Origin of the sequence: Streptococcus sp. HMSC078H03 (genome assembly GCF_001808655.1) — a bacterium.
Classification (GTDB): domain Bacteria; phylum Bacillota; class Bacilli; order Lactobacillales; family Streptococcaceae; genus Streptococcus; species Streptococcus salivarius_G.
This window is the reverse complement of record NZ_KV794078.1, coordinates 58,671-81,090: the sequence shown is the minus strand read 5'-3', so window position 1 is coordinate 81,090 and position 22,420 is coordinate 58,671. Positions and strand designations below refer to the sequence as shown.

Here is a 22,420-nt window from a genome sequence, read left to right as displayed (position 1 = left end):
TTCGCATCACTTTTATTATTTTCCAAAGACAGAAACGAGACGTTTAACTCCTTCAGTAACAACTGTAGTTGGCGTAGCTACGTTAAAGCGGAAATGTTTTTCTCCTTCGGAACCAAAAGTAATACCGTCATTTAGCACTACCTTGGCTTCTTCTTTAAGTAAACGTCCAAGTTCATTATGGTCTTGATCATAAGCTGAAAAATCAAGCCAAACCAAGTAAGTTCCCTCAGGTTTCATGACCTTGATATTAGTCTTTTCACTAAGTTCCTTGGTTAAAAGGTCAATATTAGTTTCAAAGACAGTCTTCAATTCCTCTAACCAAGGTTGCCCATAGGTCAGAGCTGCTTGGGTGGTAATCAATCCAATGGTTGGAATTTCATGTTGATTATTTGCCAATTGCTTTTGTTTAAAGGCTTTACGTAAGTCTTCATTTTCAATGATAGTAAAACTGTTTTTGGTCCCAGCAATATTAAAGGTTTTAGTAGCCGAACTAAGCACCAAGGTAAAGTCCTTGTAAGCATCTGAAATAGTATTCATAGAGATGTGCTTATTCCCATATAGGGCTAAGTCTTGGTGGATTTCATCAGATACCAAGAGGACACCATGTTTCTGGCACAAATCTGCTACCTTAGTCAATTCTTCTTTAGTCCAGACACGCCCACCTGGGTTATGTGGACTACAGAAAACATAAAGTTTAACATCATTCTCGACGATATCACGTTCCAACTGTTCAAAATCAATTTCGAAATGGCCATTAACCTTAACAAGACTATTTTCAATCAACTGACGATTATTCAAACGGACCGAACGAGCAAAAGGCGGATAAACTGGTGTGTTGATGAGAACAGCATCACCTTCTTTGGTAAAGGCTTGAATAGCTGTTGAAATGGCTGGAACAACACCTTCAATGAGAACAATACTCTCTTTATCAACGACGTAACCGTGTTGATTTTTTTCCCAATTAATGATGGACTGATAAAGCTCTTCACTTGGATAAGGATAACCAAAAATATGTGTCTCAGCATAGTTGATAACTGCATCCCTAATCTCAGGAACAGGTAGGAAGTCCATATCAGCAACCCAAAGCTCAAGTAGTTCTGGATTACTTTCGGCTTCGTGCCATTTCATGGTATTTTGATCCAAGCGATTTGGTTGTGTTGTAAAATCATAACGTGTCATAGATAACTCCTTAAAGACTAAGGGCATTTTCCAAGTCAGCAATCAAATCTTGTGCTGCTTCAATACCAATTGAAAGACGAAGCAAGTCGTCTGTCAAACCATAGGAAGCACGCACATCACCTGGAATATCTGCGTGGGTTTGTGTCGTTGGGTAGGTAATCAAGCTTTCGACACCACCTAGACTCTCCGCAAAGGTAAAGACCTTTAGAGAATTGATAATGGTAGGAATCTTGTCTTGATTAGCCACTTTGAAGGAAATCATACCACCCTTGCCTGGATAGAGGACTTCCTTAACAGCTGGTGACTTTTCTAAGAAAGCTACAACTTCTTGAGCATTGGCTGTCGATGCCTCCATTCGAAGTTTTAAGGTTTTAAGACCACGCATGAGCATATAGCTATCAAATGGTGACAAGGTAGGACCAGTAGTATTGAGGTTATAATAAAGTTTATCGTAGAATTCTTGGTTGCTGGTCACAACAACACCAGCCAAAACATCATTATGCCCTGATAGATATTTAGTAGCTGAATGTACAACGATGTCAGCACCTTGAGTAATCGGGGTTTGATAGATTGGGCTATAGAAAGTATTATCAACAATCACCACCGCACCCTTGTCATGAGCAATTTTGGCCACTTTTTCAATATCAAACTCAATCATAAGTGGGTTTGTCGGTGTTTCGATGTAGACAATATCGGTATCTTCTGTAATAGCCGCAATCATCTCGTCTTCTGTATTAGTGTATTCAAAAAAGAAACGCCCTTCTTTTTCCTTGTCATTAAACCAACGGAAAGAACCTCCGTAAAGGTCACGTGCAGCTACAACCTTACTGCCTACTGGGAAAATTTCAAAGGCCAAAACAATGGCGCTCATCCCTGAACTTGTCGCAATAGCATAATCTGCTTTTTCAATAGCTGCAAGTGTTTTTTCCACTGTTGCGCGTGTTGGATTTTTAGTTCGTGTATAGTCAAAACCAGTAGAATGGCCAAATTCTGGATGTTGGTAAGTTGTTGAAAAATGAATTGGTGAAGCCAAGGCTCCTGTTGCTTCATCCGAATTGATTCCTGCGTGTGCCAAAACGGTTTCTAATTGATATTCTTGTGTCATAATGTGCCCTTTCTACATGGTAAAGTGGATATGCTCCATATCTATGACCTCTATTTTATCACTATTTTCTGAAAATAATGGTAAGTTCATCATACGGATTCTTGATAGTTAGTTATAGTTTATTTCTATAACCTAAAAAGACAGATAGATACTGACTCTAATTTAAAATAAGCCCAATTTTTGAGATTTTCGAAAGTAGGTTTTCAAGCATCAAAAAGTGCCTGAAACATTATCGTTTCAGGCGCTAAGAAATGATTTAAAAGTCTTGCTTCAATCTAAGGTATGCCACTGACTTACTTTTTATCAAATAAGCGATATCTGATTTCTTCCAAAGCCATAATAACAAACGGACAAGCAAGTAAATAGAGCCAATCATCAAGTCCAATAGGTGCAGTGTTAAATAACGTGTGGAAGAAAGGCACGTAAGACAGGAGGATAAAGAGGACAATTTCTAAAACAATCCCTAAGCTAATAATACGATTAGCAAATGGATTAACTTGGAATATAGACCCTCTACCTTTACGACTATTCATAGCCATACCAATTTGGGTAAAGATAATAGCACCTAAGGTCATAGTGGTTGCCTCTCGATAAAGAGGACCTGAGCTGGCCAAATGGTTTAAATTACCTTGATTAACCCAATAATTAAGGAAGAAAGCCCCCATAGCTAAGGCTGCTTCAATCAGTCCATACCAGACAAAAGCTTTAATCAATAATTGTCGATTGAGCAAGCGATCTGAAAGACGTCTTGGCGGTCTATCCATAACGCCCTCTTCAGGTGGTTCAACCCCCAATCCCAAAGCAGGTACCATATCTGTCCCCAAGTCAATAGCTAGGATTTGCATAACCGTTAAGGGAAGAGGTATGCGTCCCAAAGAGAACAAGAAGAAAGCAGAGGGTACGGCTTCTGGCGTGTTGGAATTAAAAATATAAGTCAGGAATTTTTGAATATTTCTATAAACTGCACGACCTTCTTCGACAGCATGAACAATAGAAGCAAAATGATCATCTGTTAAGATCATATCTGCAGATTCCTTGGCAACATCAGTTCCTGATACCCCCATAGCTACACCGATATCAGCTTTTTTAAGGGCAGGGGCGTCATTAACACCATCACCAGTAACAGCGACAACTTCACCAAGCTCTTGAAGGGCATTGACCACACGGTATTTTTGTTCAGGAGCCACACGAGCAAAAACGATTTCGCCTTTAAGAGCTTCTTTAAGCTGATTGTCATCCATACCAGCTAGTTCAAGGCCTGAAACAACACGCGCATCGTCTCCTTGTACAATTCCGATTTTCTTAGCAATGCTAAGAGCTGTCAAACCATAATCACCTGTCACCATGATAATACGAATACTAGCTCTATGGCATTTTTCAATGGCTTCACGCACACCCTGACGTGGCGGATCACTCATGGCAACCAAGCCTAGAAAGACCATATTGTCCTCCAAGGTCTGCATGTCCCATTTGTCTTCTCCAATATGCTCACTGTCTAAAGGTCTATAGGCCACAGCTAAAACACGTAAACCGTCTCGGGCAAACTGGTCGTTGGCCGCAAGGATAGCCTGACGCTCAGTAGCTGTCAATGATTTAATCATTCCTTGATTATCATAATAGTCTGAGCAAAGCTCCATCACTTCTTTCGGAGCACCTTTGGTGATAGAAATATGCTGACTGCCATCTAATCCTAACTCAAGCTTATGCACTGTTGTCATCCGTTTACGATCAGAATCAAAGGGGATTTCCTTGAGGCGAGGGGCCCAAGTATGATTGTCATTTAAATTAATTCCTGCTTTTTCGGCGAGAACATTAAGACAAGCCTCAGTTGGATCACCTAAAATTGTAAAATTGGGATTATCAGCACTAGGGGCCACAACTTGAGCATTACTAGCCAAATGAGAGAATCGTACCAAACGATTAAGAAGCTCATTGTCTTCAAGAGAAATAGGTCGTCCTTCCTGCTCAATCTGTCCTTCTGATGCATAACCTAGCCCAGTTACCTCATAACTGTCTGACAAAGTCCACAGATGGTTAACCGTCATGGCATTTTGCGTCAAAGTCCCTGTTTTATCCGAACAAATAACAGAAGTTGCTCCCAACGTCTCAACCGAAGACAGTTTCTTAACCAAAGCATGGTCCTTAGCCATGCGCTGAACGGCCATGGCTAAAGATAGAGTAACTGTGGGAAGAAGTCCTTCAGGAATAAAGGCCACAATCATCCCCAATGCAAAAATAAAGGCTTGAGACAAAGGCTGATGGACAAATAGAGTCGCTGCCACCATAAAGAAGAGACCTACAGACACCGCAATAACTGAAATCTGTTTAGTCAAATGGTCTAATTCTTTCTGAAGGGGACTCTTTTCCTGAGCAAGATTCTGTGTCAAATCCGCAATCTGTCCAAACTCAGTTTTCATCCCGATAGCAGATACTATAAAATGTCCAGAACCAGAAGAGACAGTAGTCCCTGCAAATACCATATTGTCATACTCTAACTCAGTCTTGTCGGGAGTCAAATCTGCTTGATCTGACTTATAAATAGGATTAGACTCACCAGTGAGGGCAGACTGGTTAACCTGCAAATCTGTCACAGCGACCAAGCGTCCATCTGCAGAAATACGGTCTCCTTCTTCAATGAAAACCAAGTCACCTGGCACCAAGTCCTGAGCTAGAATCTTATCCTCCTTACCATCACGAAGAACTCGCGCATAGGATGGAAGAAGCTTATTAAGAGCTGCCGTAGCCTGACTCGCCCTATATTCTTGAATAAAGCTAAAGAGACCATTAATAATGTTGACCAACCAAATTGCAATCCCCAACTCTAAACTATGAGAAAGCATGGCGATAAAGCCACCACCCCACAATAAGAGTGCCATAAGACTAGTAAAATGTCTGAAAAAGGTCAGCCAAATAGGCTCCTTCTTACTTTCCTTCAATTGGTTAGGGCCATACGTCGCCTGCCTCTCCTTAACCTCTTGTGAGCTCAAACCCTGAGGGCTTGTCTGCAAGACTTGGTAAACTTGTTCGGGAGGATAGGTCCCTAATTTTATATGTTCTTGTCTAGAATCAACCATAATCCTTTCCTCGATTCTAAATCATTAAAACGATTTCATTTTTTCACCCCTATTATACTCCTTTTTCAGAAAAGGTTGAAAAGAAAAAAACCAAGCCACATGACTTGGTTTAGATTTTATTTAATATGTAATTTAGCACGCAGACTAGCAGCTCGGGCACCAAGTAGTTGGTCAGCCATACGAGTTACAAGAGCAAGAACGCCGTAGACACCGATTCCAAGGCCTCCTCCAATGACCAAGTAAATCACACTACCCATACGGCTTGTTGGTGACAATACAAACTGGAACAACCAATAGAAGATCGCAACTGGAATAGCCATGAGTACCGTAAGGATACAGATGAGCAAGGCTTTTCTAAACACTGTCTTACGACTAAAGTGCGTAACAGTGTGGAGGTGATTATACATGAGAGCAATTGGAACACCTAAACCGATGGCTGTTGAAATAACCGGGCCAAGGGCTCCTAAGAAAATAATCAATGGCAGCTGTAGAATAGCCTTAACTAAAACCCCAATCGCAAAATAGTTGATAGCTTTGCGGGTTTCAAAGATTGCCTGAAGCATTGGTGCTAAAACGCTATACAAGGCCAAGAAAATAACTTGAATCAGACTGGCTACAAAGAGCAAGTGGGCCTGACTATCTGGCGCACCATAAAAGACTGTATAAAGTGGTTTAGCTAAAATCACTGATCCTACAATGGCAGGAACAATAAAGAGCAAAAGCAACTGTAAGTTATTAATAATCAGTTTAGCTGCTCCCCTAAGATCCTTCTTAACCATATTTTCAGTCAAGAGTGGAATCCCAACCCCAGCAATGGAGATAGCTACAGCAATCAAAATCATAGTAATCTTACTTGGGTTTGAAGACAAGTAAGCATAGAGAACCTGAAGCTGACTGTTGCTATAGCTTGTAAACTTCTCCATAGTACGGATAAAGGTCCATTGGTCAATCAACTGGAAAAGTTGAACTGCTGACCCAGTAATAATGAAAGGAATGGCTTCCTTAAAGGTTTCAATAACAATTGCAGTTGGATTGATATCCGGATGAACAGCCTGCTTGCCAAAAAGACTCTTGAGTTTACCCTCCTTCCAAAGGTAGAAGAAAAGCACCCCATAACTAGCCAACATACCGATAAAAGCGGCAAAAGTCGATTGGACAACTGCTGTCACATAATCGCCTGTCCCAATTTTCATGATGAAGAAGGTCGCCAACAGCATCCAAATAACACGGATAATCTGTTCCGCAATCTGACTCAAGGCATAAGGTTTCATGTTGTTAAAGCCTTGGAAAAAGCCTCGTAAAACAGACATCGATGGGAAAATAACAACTGCCCAAGAAAGACTACGCATGACGCGAACCAGATCCTCGTCTCCCCCAGAAAGGTAAGACATCCACGGCGAAGCAAAGTACATGAAAACGCCAAAGATAAGTCCGAGACCAATCATGTAATACAAGATACGCTTGAGTAAGAAGAAACTCGTCTCCATCTTTCCAAGTGTGTTGTATTTAGACACCTGTTTGGCAATTGCGACTGGAATACCTGCTGTTGAAATCAAGAGGAAAAGAGCATAAATATTATACCCTTGACCAAAAAGGGCATTGGCTTGGTCACCTTGTTTACCCATCCAAGCATACCAAGGAATAATGTAGAGTGCCCCCAATAGACGACTGATAATATTGGATGCTGTCATCCATGCCGTCCCTCTTAGCATCTGCTGCTGCTGTGTATCAGTTTTAGTTTCAGTCATAACTTTCTTTCTAGAGAATAAAATATAATCTAGTTTATTATAAACTTTTGGCTGTGACTTGTAAAACAAGAACATTAAGGCTAAAATAGGAACTATGATTACTATTGAACAAGTTCTAGAGGTTCTTAAAAAGGACCATAATTTTAGAGATATTATCGACCAAGACAACTACTACTATTCATGGACTGGGGTGACTTTTGATCATCTTTCTTATGATAGTCGTGATGTCACACCATCGTCCCTCTTCTTTGCCAAAGGAGCTGCTTTCAAGCCTGAATTTTTAGAGAATGCTGTCAAAGCTGGCTTGAGTTTCTACGTGGCTGAGAAAGATTATCAAGTGGGAATACCTGCCATTATCGTATCAGATATTAAGCAGGCTATGAGCCTCGTTGCTCAGGCCTTCTACCAATACCCTCAAGACAAGCTTAAATTGCTGGCTTTCACTGGGACAAAAGGGAAAACAACAGCAGCCTACTTTGCCTTCAATATTCTCAAGCAAAGTCATAAACCTGCTATGCTTTCAACCATGAACACGACACTAGACGGAAAAAACTTCTTCAAGTCTACCTTAACAACACCTGAGAGTTTGGACCTTTTCCGTATGATGGCTGAAGCTGTTGCTAATGGCATGACCCATCTGATTATGGAAGTCTCAAGTCAAGCCTATCTGACTAAGCGTGTCTATGGACTGACTTTTGATGTAGGTGTCTTTCTTAACATCAGCCCAGACCATATTGGGCCTATTGAACACCCAACCTTTGAAGACTACTTCTACCATAAGCGTCTTCTCTTGGAAAACAGTCGAGTTGTTATTGTTAATAGCGGTATGGATCACTTTGATTTTATCGCTGAGGAAGTTGTGGATAAAGAGCATGACTTCTATGGTAAAAACTCCGACAACGCTGTTAAACATGGCTCTGGTTTTAGCTTTAAGGCAAGTGGGAAATTAGCCGGTGACTATGATATCCAACTTATCGGTGACTTTAACCAGGACAATGCTATGGCTGCTGGTCTGGCCTGCCTACGTCTCGGAGCTAGCCTTCAAGACATCAAGGAAGGAATCGCTCAAACCTCTGTTCCAGGGCGTATGGAGGTTCTAACCCAAACTAATGGGGCTAAGACATTTGTTGACTATGCTCACAATGGAGATAGCCTAGATAAGCTCTTACAAGTCGTAACCAGCCATCAAGATGGTCGTATTAGTCTAATTCTAGGGGCTCCAGGAAATAAGGGTGAAAGCCGTCGTAAAGACTTTGGACATGTCCTCAATACCTACCCTGATGTTGATGTCATCCTAACAGCCGATGATCCTAACAAGGAGGATCCTCTTGCTATCTGTCAGGAAATTGCTAGTCACATCAGTCGCGAGGTTCGTATCATTGTCGATCGAGAGGAAGCAATCAAAACAGCAATGTCTGAGACTACAGACTCTAAAGACGCTGTGGTTATTGCCGGTAAAGGTGCCGATGCCTTCCAGATCGTAAATGGTAAACGCGATAACTATGCTGGCGATATTGAAGTCGCTAAAAAATATTTGTAAACTAAAAAAAGTCAATTGAGGTAATGAATTTAACCTCAATTGACTTTTTTCTATACAAGGAACTAGTCTTTACCTAGTGTTTTCTTAAAAATATCATAGAAAGGATTTAGGGTTTTATCAAAAGAGCCAACAAGAGTCTCTAATTGCCCACCAAACTGACGCTTGAAGTTAAAATTCCCTTTTCCAGCACTTGCCGCTTCAGTTTCGATTGTCCCATAAAAATTAAACCGCTCTTTTCCCTCACACTTAGCATATTGTAGCATTTCCCAATGAAGAAGGACTGCTCCACCAAAATTAAGGTAGGCTTCATCATTCCCACCGTAAAAGCTGACAATTTCTGAACCATAATCCATAAAAAGATAGGCCGAAAGAGGTAATTTGTCACCAGTGACTTGGTAGGTCTTAAATTGCTCTAAACGTTTATAGTAACTTCTAAGCTGATCTTCGGCATCCGCAATCTGACCCTTGGTTCGTTTTTTCTGTGGGCCATCTTTTAAAGCCTGAATCTTAGCTTCAAAAGATTTAATATTCTCATCAAGATAAGCCAAATAAGCTGGACAATCCAAATAAGCCAACATAAACTTTGCAGATTCTCCAAAGTTCCTCTTCAAATCTTGGAAATAGGTCAATGGATGAACTGAAAATCCTTTTCTCTCTGCTGTCCGAACTAGGATGTCATAAAACTGATTGAGATTGTCCTCACGTAGTTCTTCAACTTTGACATGCAAAGCAGTGAATTTTTTTAAATCTCGCTTCAAAGATGGTGAAAAAGCTGCGAGCATCTCATCAGAAGTCGTAAAGGTATCAATTGGTTTTACAAACATCTGATTAACAACTAGAGCCTGTTCTGGATCTAAATACTGCTCAAAACCTAATTTTTCAAATACCTTGGAGACCTCATCAGCCTTTTCTTCTTCAATGATTTCAAGTTCTTCATTCCTAATAAAATCGGTAAGATAGGGATGGATAGAAAGTGATGCAATATTTTTCTTTTTTAAGTAGAGTATCAAGGCCTCTAGAAGGTCTGTCAAATCAGCTATAGAATTGTAATCTAGCAAGGGTCCATGAAACAAGAGAGCTTTTCTAAAGATACGAAAGCTTCTTCTATAGACAACGATGGCTTGACCTATCCGCAGGCCATCCCTTTCAAAAACCAGAGCCTCTACTTCTCCGATATGATTACGGCTTAGCTGAAGCTTAGCCATCTCAGCTGACTGTAAAAAGTTGGCATCTTTATAGTTTGTCTGTGTTTTTTGATAGTCATCAAAACTCACATGTTTAACCATAATAGACATACTTATCATTCCTTCCATTTCATCCTATATCCCACATTCCCCATAAAAATAAATGATTGGCAAAGTTTTCCTAACCAAGTGGGGTACTAAGTATTCATGGATATTACTCACAGATGATGAGGAAAATTTGTTAAATGATTAAATTTACAAACACTATTATATACAAATCCACCATTTTTGTTAAGGTTTTTTTAGTTAATTTTCTGAAATTTAAAAGAAAAAAATAATTACTAACGTCTCTCCATCAAAAAAGCTCTCCTTTTAAACTTAGAGAGCTAACCTATCATATAAAGTTACCGATAACGTCTCAATTGAGGTGGTTCATAAGACTGGACAAAAGCTGCAATTTCTGAAAAATCATCTGTAAAGAGGAATTTTGCTGCTGTTTCAGCCTCCAAAAAATCATGAGCAACCATGGTATCTAACATCGTTTTCATAGCATCATAATAGCCATTGAGATTGAAGAAAACACAGGGTTTGTCCAACTTACCGACTCGAGCAGCTGCAATAGCTTCAGAGATTTCTTCCAGTGTCCCTAAACCTCCTGGAAGGGCGATAAAGAGATCTCCTTGCTCTAGCATGGCAGTCTTTCGTTCTGCCATAGTTTCTACTATGGTCATTGAGGTTAACCCCTCATAAGCTATCTCCCTATCTTTGAGGAATTGTGGCATAATGCCATGAGCCTGTCCACCATTTTCCAAAACCGTATCACCAAGAACTCCCATAAGTCCCATCCTACTGCCACCATAGACTAGGGTATGCCCATTTTTAGCAATCCACTGACCCAAGGCAATTGTTGCTTTCTTAAAGCTAGGATTATCACCCATATTAGCACCCAAATAGACCGTTACTTTCATTGAAGTCCTCCTTTTTATTCTATTATAACGCAAAATTCCTGCCATAACTGACAGGAATTTTTTCTTAATCTTTACGCTCCAAATTACGAAGCATTTCATCAATTTTATTACCGTATTCGATAGACTCATCTTTAATAAAGGTCAAATCCGGAATCTTATACATAGTCAATTTTTTACCAAGTTCACGCTTGATTGTCCCAGTAGCCTTTTCAAGACCAGTTTGTGCTTTTTGGTTATCTGAGGCCAAGGTTGAATGAATGGTGTAAAAAATCTTAGCAGCTGACAAATCACCAAGCATCTGTACATCTGTGATAGTGACATCTTGCACGCGTGGATCACGAACTTTCTTTTGAAGAATTTCATTGACCTCACGTTTGATTTCCATACCAACACGGTCTACACGAAATGAATTTCCCATAGTCTTATCCTTTCTCTCTTATTATGATGGAACAAAAGCCAGGCCAGATGACCTAGCTTTGTCTCCTAAGTAAGCTTTCTTAAAAGCTAACAAAATTAACGTTTAATTTCTTCCATAATGTAAGCTTCGATAACGTCATCAACTTTAATATCGTTATAGTTTTCAATCATCAAACCACCCTCTTGAGCGTTTCCGACTTCTTTAACGTCATCTTTAAAGTGTTTCAAGCTTGCCAATTTACCATCAAAAATAACGACACCATCACGAATCACACGGGCACTTGAATCACGAGTAATTTTACCACTAGTAACCATGAACCCACCGATTGTTCCGACTTTAGAAACTTTGAAGGTTTCACGGATAATAGCTTCACCAATGACTTTTTCTTCAAATTCAGGATCAAGCATCCCTTTCATGGCATCTTCGATTTCTTCGATAACCTTGTAGATGATGCTGTGAAGACGAATTTCAACTTCATCAGTTTCCGCTTGTTGACGTGCTTGTGGTGTAGGACGAACGTTAAATCCGATAACAACAGCATCTGAAGCTTCCGCAAGAGTAATATCAGATTCGTTGATAGCACCTACTGCTGAGTGAACAACATTAACACGAACACCCTCAACATCAATCTTAAGAAGTGATGCTGCCAAGGCTTCAACAGAACCTTGTACGTCGGCCTTGATGATAACATTAACAGTCTTCAATTCACCAGCTTTAAGGGTATCAAAGAGGTTATCAAGACTAACACGATGTGTTTGTTGACGTTGTTTCATAAGGGCACGTTTGGCACGTTCTTCACCGGCTGCACGAGCTGCTTTTTCATCTTCATAAACGGCAAAATGGTCACCCGCCATAGGCGCTTCGTTCAAACCAGTAATTGAAACTGGTGTTGATGGTGCTGCAGTCTTAATACGACGACCAAGGTCATTGGTCATAGCACGGACACGTCCGAAGGTATTACCAACAACGATTGGGTCTTGAACATGCAAAGTACCTTGTTGAACAAGGAGGGTTGCAACCGCACCTTTACCTTTATCCAAACGCGCTTCAATAACGGTACCGATGGCACGAACTGTTGGGTCAGCTTTAAGTTCTTCCACTTCAGCCACAAGAAGAACTGTTTCAAGCAATTCTTCAATATTTTGACCAAACTTCGCTGAAATTTCAACGAATTCGCTATCGCCACCCCATGCTGTTGAGATAACGCCATGCTCTGCCAATTCACCGATTACACGCTCTGGGTTAGCACCTGGTTTATCAATCTTGTTAATCGCAACAATGATTGGAACACCAGCAGCCTTAGAGTGGTTAATGGCTTCAATAGTTTGTGGCATAACACCGTCATCCGCAGCTACAATCAAGATAGTAATATCTGTAACAGAAGCACCACGGGCACGCATAGATGTAAAGGCCGCGTGTCCTGGAGTATCAAGGAAGGTGATTTTCTTACCACCCTCTTCAATTTGGTAGGCACCAATATGCTGTGTGATACCACCAGCTTCTCCAGTCGCAACACGTGAGTTACGAAGGGTATCAAGAAGGGTTGTTTTACCATGGTCAACGTGTCCCATAATAGTAACAACTGGTGCACGTTCTACCATAGCATCTTTATTGAGGTAGTCTTCGTCAACAAAGAAACGTTCGATATCAGCATTATCGACTTCTTCTTTCTTGGTTGCCTCAATACCGTAGTCAACCATCAACAACTCAATAGTATCCCCATCAAGAGATTGGTTCTGAGTTGCCATAACACCCATCATGAAGAGTTTCTTAACGATTTCAGCTGGCTCACGTTTAATACGTTTTGCGATTTCTGCAACCGTCATGCCTTCAGTATATTCAAATTCTTTTGGTAATTCATGGAATTTACGCTCTGTTACTGGTTTTGGAGCTGAATTACCACGGTTATTTTTACCTTTTTTATTTTTGTTTTTATTCCAGTTACTATTTCGTTGATTTCTCACTTGGTTTTGATTATTCCACTTATTATTTCTTGTTTGCTTAGGTCCATCTTCATTCTCGCGACGATTATCACGTGATTTATCTGGACGTGCCTTTTTACGACGTGTATCTTGTGCTTGTGCAGCTGGAGCTGGTTGAGCAGCCGGTGCTGGTTTTGGAGCTGGCTTAGCTTCAGCAACTGCTTTTTGAGCAGCGACTTCAGCCTGTTGTTTTTCTTTTCTTGCCTTTTCCTGTTCTTTCGCACGGCGTTGCTCTGCAGCTTTTTCTTCACGGAAGCGTGTTTCACTTTGACGTGAATATTCTGCATTTTGCTCTGCTTTCAAGGCTGCTGCACGCGCTTTAAAGTCAATACGTGGACCTGCCTGATTGTTGCGGGCAGTATCGTTACGTTTATTTCGACCCTGATTATTGCGCTGTTTACCTTGGAAATTACGGTCACGATTACTATTGTTATCGCGGTTCCCATTGTTACGGTTTCCTTGACCATTTCCATTTTGGTTGCGACGATCATTATTCTGACGTTTACCTTGATCGTTTCCTTGTTGATTTCGATTACGATTACGGTTGTCACGGCCTCCGCCATTTTGACGACGCTCTGCTTCTGCCTTGGCACGTGCTTCACGTTCTGCCTTAAAATTACGGCTTTGTGGTTTTTTCGGAGTCGCAGGGGCTTCTTTGACTTCAGCCTTCGATGCTTCTTTAGCTGGAGCTGATTTGGCAACAGGTGCCTTATCAACCTTAGGCGCTACCTTTTCCTCTTTAGGAGTTGGTGTCGCTTTAGGAGCTGGCTTGCTTTCAGCCTTAGCTGTTCCCCCTTTTAAACTTGAAGTGATACGATTAGCATCAGCTTCTTCAACTGATGAGGAGTGGCTCTTCACAGAAAGACCAAGTTCTTGAGCTTTTGCAACAACAACCTTGCTTTCTACACCAACCTCTTTTGCGATTTCATATAATCGTTTCTTTGACACGTGATGTCCTCCTATTCTTTAGTCCATAAGAGTCCTCATTTTCTTTGAAAATCCAGCATCAACTACAGCAACCGTTTTTCTTGGTTTACCAATAGCCATGCTTAATTCCAGTGCGTTAAACACTGTGGAGACTTCTATATTATAGTAGTTACATTTATCAGTCGTCTTTTTAGTCACGTTACTACCAGCATCATTGGCAAGAAAAACTAGTCTCGCCTGCCCTGATTGAACTGCCTTGATGACAAGTTCTTCGCCAGAAATAAGTTTTCCAGCTCTTTGTGCCAGTCCTAACATATTTGACAATTTTTCTGTGTTATTCAAGACCTAACTCTCTTCTTTTGACCTTGTGATCCACATAAGCAATAAGTTCATCATAAAAACTTTCAGGAACATCCATTGAGAAACTATGGTTAAAAGCACGTTTCTTTTTAGCTTGGAGAGCTTCTTCATTATCTAGTTTAATGTAAGCACCTCGGCCATTTTTCTTTCCTGTTGGATCAATGAAAATCTCACCATCTTTAGTTTTTACAATGCGGAGCAAATCACGTTTATCAATGATTTCTCCTGAGACAACTGATTTGCGTAAAGGTATTTTTCGTGTTTTAGCCATCAAACACCTCTATGTTCTTCTTATTCTTTTTCTGTTGTTTCAGTTACTTCTTCTGTTGTGACTTCAACAGGTGTAGCATCTTCTGCAACAATCTCGTCAACAACTTCCTCAGTAGCAGCCTCAGCTTTTTCAGCTTCGAGTGCTTCATATTCAGAAGCTGACTTGATGTCAATACGGTAACCAGTCAAATGAGCTGCCAAACGAACGTTTTGTCCACGACGACCAATTGCAAGAGATAATTTGTTATCTGGTACAACTACTGTCGCACGTTTGCTATCATCTTCGTCAAAGAGAACATAGTCCACTTCCGCGGGTGCAATAGCATTGTAGATAAATTCAGCTGGATCTTCAACCCATTGAATAACGTCAATATTTTCCTCAACAGGAACTTCAATTCCTGTCTTAGCATCCAAACGTGTTGGGTGGAAACGGCTGACAACTTTCTTGATGTTGCTTCCACCACGACCAACGATAGTACCAATAGCATCAACGTTAGGGTTGTGACTGCGAACAGCAACTTTGGTACGATCACCAGCTTCACGAGACACACTCATGATTTCTACAGTTCCATCAAATACTTCAGGAATTTCTTGTTCCATGATACGTTTGATGAATTCTGGATGGCTACGGCTTACAAAGACGTTAACACCTTTAGGGTTGTTTTCAACTTTATAAACATAAACATCGATGACGTCGTGTGACTTAAAGCTTTCGCCAGGAATTTGGTCTTGGCGTGACAATTGAGCTTCGAGCGTTCCAAGATTCACATAAATGAAACGTTGGTCAAAGCGTTCAACTGTTCCTTGCATGATTTCACCTTCATGTTGCTTATAATCATTATAAGTGATTTCACGCATCTGCTTGCGCATCTTTTCCATAATGGTTTGTTTGGCAGATTGCGCTGCAACACGGCCAAATTCATCGACTGACTCTTCAAAACGAATCTTGTCACCAAGCTCGTAAGCAGAGCTGATAGCAAGGGCATCTTTCAAGCTAATTTCCAAACGACTATCAAAGACTTCGTCTACAACTTCACGAACGGTATAAACTTGAAAATCACCTGTTTTTTCATTAAATTCAACTACAGCTGATTCTGACTGACCATAACGACGCTTGTAGGCTGACTTAAGCGATTCAACCACGGCATCAATGATGTCTTCCTTGTTAATGTGTTTTTCTTCTTCCAAGACACGGAAGGCTTCTAGCATTTCTTTGCTCATATTCTTTGTTGTTTTAGCCTCTAAAGGCTAAAACTGGCATCCTTTCTTTATTTACACTAAGAGTTTTAGAGTTTGACTGCCAAACGAGCTTTAGCAACTGTTTGATAGGGAATCTCAACAGTTTTATGGCGAGTCTTATCAAGGTAATCAATTGTTAGGGTTTCCCCATCAAAGGCCACCAAGTCACCTTGGAAAATCTTGATCTTATCAATAGCCTTGTAAAGACTAACATTGATATACTGACCAACAGCATTTGTCAAAGCTTCTTTGGTTTTTAAGGGACGCTCTAACCCTGGACTAGAAACTTCCAGCATGTATTGATCCGGGAAAGGATCAGGCTGAATAGTATCCAAGAGGGGACTGATAATTTCAGTCAAGTCTGCAGTATCTTCTACAGTAATACCTCCTGGCTTATCAATCAAAACTGACAAGACATAGTCACCGCCAAGCTTTTCGTACTCGATATCGACCAGTTCGTATGGCTCAGGAATAGCTGGAGCTACGACTGCCGTCACGAGATCAATAATTTTTTGCGACATTATGACCTCCTTACACACACAAGAGACGAAGTTTCTACTCCGCCTCTCTTTCGTTATTTTCCTATATTATAGCATAGCTCAAAAGCCATTGCAAGGAATAACCATATTGCTATCATTTCATAACAAAAAGGTTGGGAATCACCCAACCTTATTTATTGCGTCGCTGGAACAGTGCTATAAGTAGTTACACCCGATCCATTATTATTGTATGTAGGGGTTGTCGTACCTTGTTCCTGAACATAATTACCTGTGTTTTCACTATAGTTATTGCTATAGGTAGTACCTCCATTGTAGGTACTTACCGATCCACCACCAGCTGCCTCAGATGTCCCAGCCTCATAATTTGAAGAAGCTTCACTCGAAGCCGCACTTCCTTTAGAATTAACGAAATCATCTGAGCCATAGTTAGAGCTACCAGAACCATAGAGAACCAAACTAGTCTTAAGATTAGATTCAGAAACTTTCTTCTTACCGACTTCCTTCTTAATACGGTTTTGTACCTTAAGAATATCCTCAGTTGAAGCTACTTGATAACTTCCACCATTGATCATGGCATCCGAACCAGCCAATTGGTAGGACTTAATATTTTTAAGGGCATCACTATAACCCATCAAGCTACGCAAAGTATTGGTATCACCAAGATCGATACTGGTTTGAACATTTGAACTTACAGCCGACAAAATTTTCTTGTAAGAACCAATAGAGTCCATCTTCAATAGCTTAGCTACAACCTTTTGAATAACCTCACGTTGACGTTTTTGACGACCATAGTCACCATCAGGGTCATCGTAACGCATACGTGAATAGACTAAAGCTTGCTCACCATTGATTTTATGGGTTCCGGGCTCAACTTTTGCCTGAAATTCAGGTTCATTTTCTGCAATCGAAATTGGAAAATCAAAATGATTCGTTACCTCAATACCACCAACAGCATCTACCAAATCAATCATACCCTGCATATTAATCAGTGCATAATAGTCAATATCAATATCTAAAACCTTTTGAATGGTTGAAATAGCCAAGTCAGCACCACCCTCAGCATATGCTGAATTTAGTTTTGCTTCACCCGACCCCTCAATATCTGTCAAAAGGTCACGTTCCAAACTGGTCATGGTTGTTTTCTTAGTCTTAGGGTTCACTGTTACCAAAATCATGGTATCAGAGTTTCCTTCCCAGGTTTCCTTACGTTCTTTGGATCCTGTATCTACCCCCATCAAGAGAATAGTTATAGGCTTAGTCTGTTGAATAGCCTTACTATTCCCTGAAGTTGCTTTAGAAGCCCTAAACGTTTTTGACAATTCGCCTGTGGCGTAATTATAAGTTGTCGTTAGGTAAATACCAGCAGCTACTACTGTCGTTGCAAAAATCGCCAACAACATCAATAAAATTTTTCGTCCAAGTTTCATGTTTTTTCCTAATCTATGAGTTTAGCCATAAGGTAAACATCTAGAAATTCTCCATTTTTAGTTCTTGCACCACGTTTCTTAGTGCCTTCAATGTCAAATCCGAATTTTTGATAGAGATGAACCGCCCGTTTATTACGTGCTTGAACCGTCAACTCTAAGCGGCGGATAGTTGGTGTATGATCTGCCCAGTCAATCATTGTTTCCATAAGAAACTGGCCAACACCATTCCCCCAGTAGGGTTTAGAAACCGCAATAAATACGTCGCCAATATGACTGGTCTTAGTATCTTGATCAGAGGTAACATTACAAACACCAATGACCTCATGACCCAATTTCGCCACCAAACAAATCTCATTAAGCCTATGCTGATGACTTTCAATATAAGTGGCTAACTGTTCAGCACTCAGTATAGAACTTCTATCATCTTGTGCTAGAAAATCCGATTCCAAGGCTACAGTCTCTAGTAAACGAGCTAGAGAGGCAGCATCCTCTCTTTGAGCTTCCTCAATGACTAATTCTTGCTCAGCCATTTATCATTTCCTCCTGAATCTCCTTACTTCTAGGACCGAAAGATTCAAAAAGCAACTGACGTCCATCTCCATGATGAGATATCGAAATTAGGAGATAATCCCCTAACAGACTCTCATCTAGGAGCTCACCCCACTCGATGATTGTCACACCTTCACCATACAGAAAATCATCTAAATCAATAGAATCTGGATCATCACCAATGCGGTAGACATCTAAATGATAGAGTGGCAGTCGCCCCTCATACTCCCTTACAATAGTATACGTTGGACTCTTTATCATCTGTGAAATATCCAAACCTTTGGCAATTCCCTTAGTCAAGGTCGTTTTGCCAGCTCCCAGATCCCCTGAGAGAACAATTATATCTCCAGAATCGAGCAGTCGACCTAGCTTTTGGCCGATACTAATCAATTCTTCTTCATTTTGACTGTAAATCATGTTTTCATTATATCAAAAAATAAAAATATGGACTAGAATCCACTGTAAAAATACAGTAGAAACTTATAAATATTGAATCATTTAAGTAAGAAGTTAAGATATGTATTTTAATCTTCAATTTATTTTAACCACATCAATCACTCATAGATTAGAAATCGTTTTGTAAAACTTACTATAGATTTGAAAGTTAATCAAAAAAACTCTCTCACATTCCCCAGATAAAATCGCAAAAGAAAAAGCCTGACAAATATACAGACTTTTAACTTTCAAGCTTTAGAACACAGCCATACTGATGAAGTTAAGGATAAACAAGATATCCAAAATCCACATAATAAAGTGGACATCCTTAGCTTGACCTTTGACGATTTTGACCAAAGTATAAGTAAGGAAACCAGCTGCGATACCATAGGTAATACTATATGAGAATCCCATGAAAATAGAAGTGAAGAAGGCAGGAATAGCTTCAGACAAATCTTCCCAATCGACACTCTTAAGGTTAGAGAGCATCATAACACCTACAATAATAAGGATAGGCGCTGTGGCAGCATTAGGAACGATTGATACCACTGGACTAAAGAAACTAGAGATGGCAAAGAGTACAGCAACCACAAGAGCTGTCAAACCAGTACGTCCACCAGCACCAATACCTGCTGCAGATTCAACGTAAGTTGTAACATTTGAAGTCCCTGCAATGGCACCAATACTTGTACCAACAAGGTCAGAGTAAAGAGCACGGTCAAGAGCTTTTGATTCGTTGTTATCACCTGTTGAAGCAATGATACCAACCTTCTCACCAGTACCAATCAAGGTACCGATAGTATCGAAGATATCAGTCAATGAAAAGGCAAGAATAGCCATAAAGACACCAGGCAAACGAGAAACGTCTGCAAAGAGTGATCCCAATCCCTTAGATCCAAGCGCTGCACCAAAGACCTGACCAAGATCTTTAATAGATGATGTCAAGCTAGCTGCGTGCCAGTCAATGCTTCCAAGATCAACGACACCAGCAAAAATAGCAATGATAGTCGTTACGAGGATTGAAAGAAGAACACCACCACGAATACCTTTAACAATAAAGAAAATCGCAATCGCAAGACCAATCAAACCTACAATTACAGTTGGATTATTGAAAGCAACCAAACCTGGTGTAGCTGACGATGAAGCTGTAATTGACGCCTTGGCCATGTCAGCACCTTTACCTGCTACAGTGTAGGTATGAGGATTAATTGAGAATTTCAAGAAACCAGCATTTTTAATTCCCACATATGCAAGGAAAACACCGATACCTGCTGAAATCGCAGATTTGAGGGCTGTTGGAATAGACTCAATAATCATCTTACGTACTTTAGTTACTGTGATGATCAATGAAATAACACCACATAGAAAGACCATTGCTAAGGCCTCTTGCCAAGTGTAACCCAAAGAAAAAACCACTGTGTAGGTGAAGAAGGCATTAAGCCCCATACCAGGCGCTTGGGCGTATGGTAGGTTAGCATAAAATGCCATCATCAACGTCCCTGCAACCGCACCAATAATTGTTGCTAAGAAAACACCTTGTGCAGGCATTCCTGTCTGAGCCAACATCGCTGGGTTAACAAAGAGGATGTAAGACATGGCAAAGAAAGTTGTCAATCCGGCAGTCACTTCTGTACGGACGTCAGTACCATGTTCTTTCAATTTGAAAAACTTTTCCATGAAAGTTTAGACTCCTTAATAAAAAATATTGTCAAAATCCGAATAATTTCGGAACATTCTCACGTAGAATGCAACATTACTATTCTACCTGAAATTATTTGACGGTGCAAGGTTTATTTCCTGAGACTTTTCTTATGAAAAACCGAACGTTCTTAGAAAGCTCTTTCTTAATCACCAACAAAGGACAGATTTTTGCTATAATAGGAACATGACAAAAAAATTGATTGCACTAGATCTTGATGGAACGCTCTTGCGCCCAGATGGAACTATTTCAGAATTTACACAAAAAACGATTAAAGACGTACAAAACAAAGGACACCAAGTCGTTATTGCTACAGGTCGTCCTTATCGTATGGCTATTGACCATTACAAAACGCTAGGGTTAGAAACACCACTCATCACTTTTAACGGCTCCTTGACCAATCTTCCAGACCAAGACTGGGCTTATGAGCATTCGGTTAAATTAGATAAGAAATATCTGATTAGCCTCTTACAACGTCATGATGAGTTAGAGATGGATTTTCTGGCTAGTGAATATCGAAAACACTTCTATATCACTATGAATCACCCAGAGCGTATTCAACCACAACTCTTTGGTGTTGATAAAATTATTGAGGCTATGCGTTTAGAACCAACTAAAATCACGCGCAACCCTAACGCTCTCCTTATGCAAACTCGTCATGAGGATAAGTACCAACTTGCCGATGACATCAAGAAGGACTTCAAGGAAGAAATTGAAGTTGATTCTTGGGGTGGCCCGCTTAATATCTTGGAATTTTCGCCTAAAGGCATAAACAAGGCCTACGCCCTAAACTACTTACTTAAGGCCATGCGCAAATCAACGGATGATCTGATTGCTTTTGGAGACGAACACAACGACACAGAGATGTTGGAACTTGCTAAAACTGGTTATGCCATGAAGAATGCTAGCTCTGTTCTTCTCCCCCACGCTAACGAACAAATTGAGTGGACTAATGAAGAGGATGGCGTTGCTCGCAAACTCCAGGAACTCTTCTTATAAATAACAAAAGACACCGAAAATTTCTTCGGTGTTTTTTCTTATGATTAAGGTAAAATAGCCACTGCACGCACTGGGGAGCCTGTCGCCTTGTCCCAGTGAGGAAATGCAATCGAAATCAAAGCACCAACGGCTGGAACTTGATCCAATTGATTCAAAACTTCTACCTGATAAATGTTTTGTTCCAAGAGGTAGTATTCGTTTACCAAGCCATGTTCTGCTGCTGGAATGCCAGCATCTGTATCAAAAGTCTCGTGACCGACAGCCTTAATCTTACGTTCATAAATCAAGAATTCTAGAGCTTCACGGCTCCACCCTGGACTCTGTTGAACCCCATTTTCATCAAGGTTGCGCATAGCATCTTGATCTGGCCAAAGCTTCGACCAATCACTACGAAAAGCGACAAAGGCCCCTTCAGTAATTTGTCCATATTCTGCTTCAAAGTCTAAGATATCTTGTTTGCTCAAAATAAAGTTTGGATTGGCAGCAACTTCTTTAGACTTGTCGATAACATAGAGTGGTAAAAGAAGATCTTTGAGAGCAATCTCATCCAACCAACGACCACCTTCTACAAAGTGAATCGGTGCATCAATATGCGTTCCGTATTGACCAACTACTGTAAATTTTTGAACATGGAAACCATCTTTTAATGTGAAAAGGTCTTCTTGTTTCAAAGCAGGAAGGGCTGGGAAATGTGGACTTTCCGCATTAATTTTGTGGGTCAAGTCAACCCATTTCTTAGATTGCAATTCATTATAAATACTTAGTAAATCTGACATAAGGAGGCCCTCTTTTCTTATAGATTTAACCTTAAATAGTT

Annotated in this window: 19 protein-coding genes; 2 read left to right on the top strand and 17 right to left on the bottom strand. The window is 40.4% G+C overall.

The window, feature by feature from the left end; translation table 11 throughout:
• Positions 1-15: 15 nt before the first annotated feature.
• From HMPREF2607_RS02190 to HMPREF2607_RS02175, 4 genes are all read right to left on the bottom strand, one after another.
• A complete protein-coding gene (locus tag HMPREF2607_RS02190) occupies positions 16-1,179 on the bottom strand; it encodes a MalY/PatB family protein (RefSeq protein WP_070475565.1) in 1,164 nt (387 codons plus the stop codon).
• Between the two features lie 10 nt (positions 1,180-1,189).
• Positions 1,190-2,284: a cystathionine gamma-synthase gene (locus HMPREF2607_RS02185; protein WP_037599041.1), complete on the bottom strand. Its 1,095-nt coding sequence runs from the start codon at positions 2,282-2,284 to the stop codon at positions 1,190-1,192.
• A 293-nt stretch (positions 2,285-2,577) separates the two neighbouring features.
• Positions 2,578-5,358 carry a cation-translocating P-type ATPase gene (locus HMPREF2607_RS02180; RefSeq protein WP_037599040.1) on the bottom strand — a complete coding sequence of 927 codons (2,781 nt, stop codon included), beginning with the start codon at positions 5,356-5,358 and terminating at the stop codon, positions 2,578-2,580.
• 116 nt (positions 5,359-5,474) lie between these two features.
• Positions 5,475-7,106: a putative polysaccharide biosynthesis protein gene (locus HMPREF2607_RS02175; protein WP_014633916.1), complete on the bottom strand. Its 1,632-nt coding sequence runs from the start codon at positions 7,104-7,106 to the stop codon at positions 5,475-5,477.
• A 94-nt stretch (positions 7,107-7,200) separates the two neighbouring features.
• Between HMPREF2607_RS02175 and HMPREF2607_RS02170 the strand changes: the two genes are divergently transcribed.
• Positions 7,201-8,646: a UDP-N-acetylmuramoyl-L-alanyl-D-glutamate--L-lysine ligase gene (locus HMPREF2607_RS02170; protein ID WP_021143575.1), complete on the top strand. Its 1,446-nt coding sequence runs from the start codon at positions 7,201-7,203 to the stop codon at positions 8,644-8,646.
• Between the two features lie 62 nt (positions 8,647-8,708).
• On the opposite strand, the gene HMPREF2607_RS02165 is transcribed toward HMPREF2607_RS02170, so the two are convergent.
• The 12 genes from HMPREF2607_RS02165 to HMPREF2607_RS02110 form a co-directional block, all read right to left on the bottom strand.
• Positions 8,709-9,941, bottom strand: a complete 1,233-nt coding sequence (locus HMPREF2607_RS02165; RefSeq protein ID WP_037599039.1) for a lipid II:glycine glycyltransferase FemX — start codon at positions 9,939-9,941, stop codon at positions 8,709-8,711.
• A gap of 293 nt (positions 9,942-10,234) precedes the next feature.
• Positions 10,235-10,798, bottom strand: coding sequence for an LOG family protein (locus tag HMPREF2607_RS02160; RefSeq protein WP_014633913.1), 564 nt, complete (start codon positions 10,796-10,798; stop codon positions 10,235-10,237).
• Between the two features lie 64 nt (positions 10,799-10,862).
• On the bottom strand, positions 10,863-11,216 hold the full coding sequence (gene rbfA, locus HMPREF2607_RS02155; protein WP_002883798.1) for a 30S ribosome-binding factor RbfA: 354 nt from the start codon (positions 11,214-11,216) through the stop codon (positions 10,863-10,865).
• Positions 11,217-11,311: 95 nt separating this feature from the next.
• Entirely contained in the window at positions 11,312-14,146 is a 2,835-nt protein-coding gene (infB, locus tag HMPREF2607_RS02150) for a translation initiation factor IF-2 (RefSeq protein WP_070475562.1), read from the bottom strand.
• An 18-nt stretch (positions 14,147-14,164) separates the two neighbouring features.
• The gene (locus HMPREF2607_RS02145; RefSeq protein WP_002883776.1) at positions 14,165-14,467 is read right to left on the bottom strand and encodes a YlxQ-related RNA-binding protein; all 303 of its coding nucleotides are present in this window, start codon (positions 14,465-14,467) and stop codon (positions 14,165-14,167) included.
• Positions 14,460-14,756, bottom strand: a complete 297-nt coding sequence (rnpM, locus tag HMPREF2607_RS02140) for an RNase P modulator RnpM (protein ID WP_002883779.1) — start codon at positions 14,754-14,756, stop codon at positions 14,460-14,462. Before rnpM ends, HMPREF2607_RS02145 begins: the two co-directional genes overlap by 8 nt.
• Before the next feature lie 20 nt (positions 14,757-14,776).
• Positions 14,777-15,976: a transcription termination factor NusA gene (nusA, locus tag HMPREF2607_RS02135; RefSeq protein ID WP_070475559.1), complete on the bottom strand. Its 1,200-nt coding sequence runs from the start codon at positions 15,974-15,976 to the stop codon at positions 14,777-14,779.
• Between the two features lie 65 nt (positions 15,977-16,041).
• Positions 16,042-16,515 carry a ribosome maturation factor RimP gene (rimP, locus tag HMPREF2607_RS02130; RefSeq protein WP_002883745.1) on the bottom strand — a complete coding sequence of 158 codons (474 nt, stop codon included), beginning with the start codon at positions 16,513-16,515 and terminating at the stop codon, positions 16,042-16,044.
• Between the two features lie 152 nt (positions 16,516-16,667).
• On the bottom strand, positions 16,668-17,921 hold the full coding sequence (gene brpA, locus HMPREF2607_RS02125) for a glycopolymer--peptidoglycan transferase LytR (RefSeq protein WP_014633909.1): 1,254 nt from the start codon (positions 17,919-17,921) through the stop codon (positions 16,668-16,670).
• Positions 17,922-17,929: 8 nt separating this feature from the next.
• Positions 17,930-18,451, bottom strand: coding sequence for a GNAT family N-acetyltransferase (locus HMPREF2607_RS02120; RefSeq protein ID WP_021143570.1), 522 nt, complete (start codon positions 18,449-18,451; stop codon positions 17,930-17,932).
• Complete coding sequence (tsaE, locus tag HMPREF2607_RS02115; protein ID WP_002889989.1) at positions 18,444-18,887, bottom strand: tRNA (adenosine(37)-N6)-threonylcarbamoyltransferase complex ATPase subunit type 1 TsaE; 444 nt, start codon at positions 18,885-18,887, stop codon at positions 18,444-18,446. Before tsaE ends, HMPREF2607_RS02120 begins: the two co-directional genes overlap by 8 nt.
• Positions 18,888-19,160: 273 nt before the next feature.
• Complete coding sequence (locus tag HMPREF2607_RS02110) at positions 19,161-20,582, bottom strand: NCS2 family permease (RefSeq protein WP_002883789.1); 1,422 nt, start codon at positions 20,580-20,582, stop codon at positions 19,161-19,163.
• Between the two features lie 208 nt (positions 20,583-20,790).
• On the opposite strand from HMPREF2607_RS02110, the gene HMPREF2607_RS02105 reads away from it, so the two are divergent.
• A complete protein-coding gene (locus HMPREF2607_RS02105) occupies positions 20,791-21,603 on the top strand; it encodes a Cof-type HAD-IIB family hydrolase (RefSeq protein WP_014633589.1) in 813 nt (270 codons plus the stop codon).
• Positions 21,604-21,647: 44 nt separating this feature from the next.
• Here HMPREF2607_RS02105 and HMPREF2607_RS02100 read toward each other — a convergent pair whose 3' ends face one another.
• Positions 21,648-22,379, bottom strand: a complete 732-nt coding sequence (locus HMPREF2607_RS02100; RefSeq protein ID WP_048790690.1) for a cyclase family protein — start codon at positions 22,377-22,379, stop codon at positions 21,648-21,650.
• Positions 22,380-22,420: the final 41 nt, after the last annotated feature.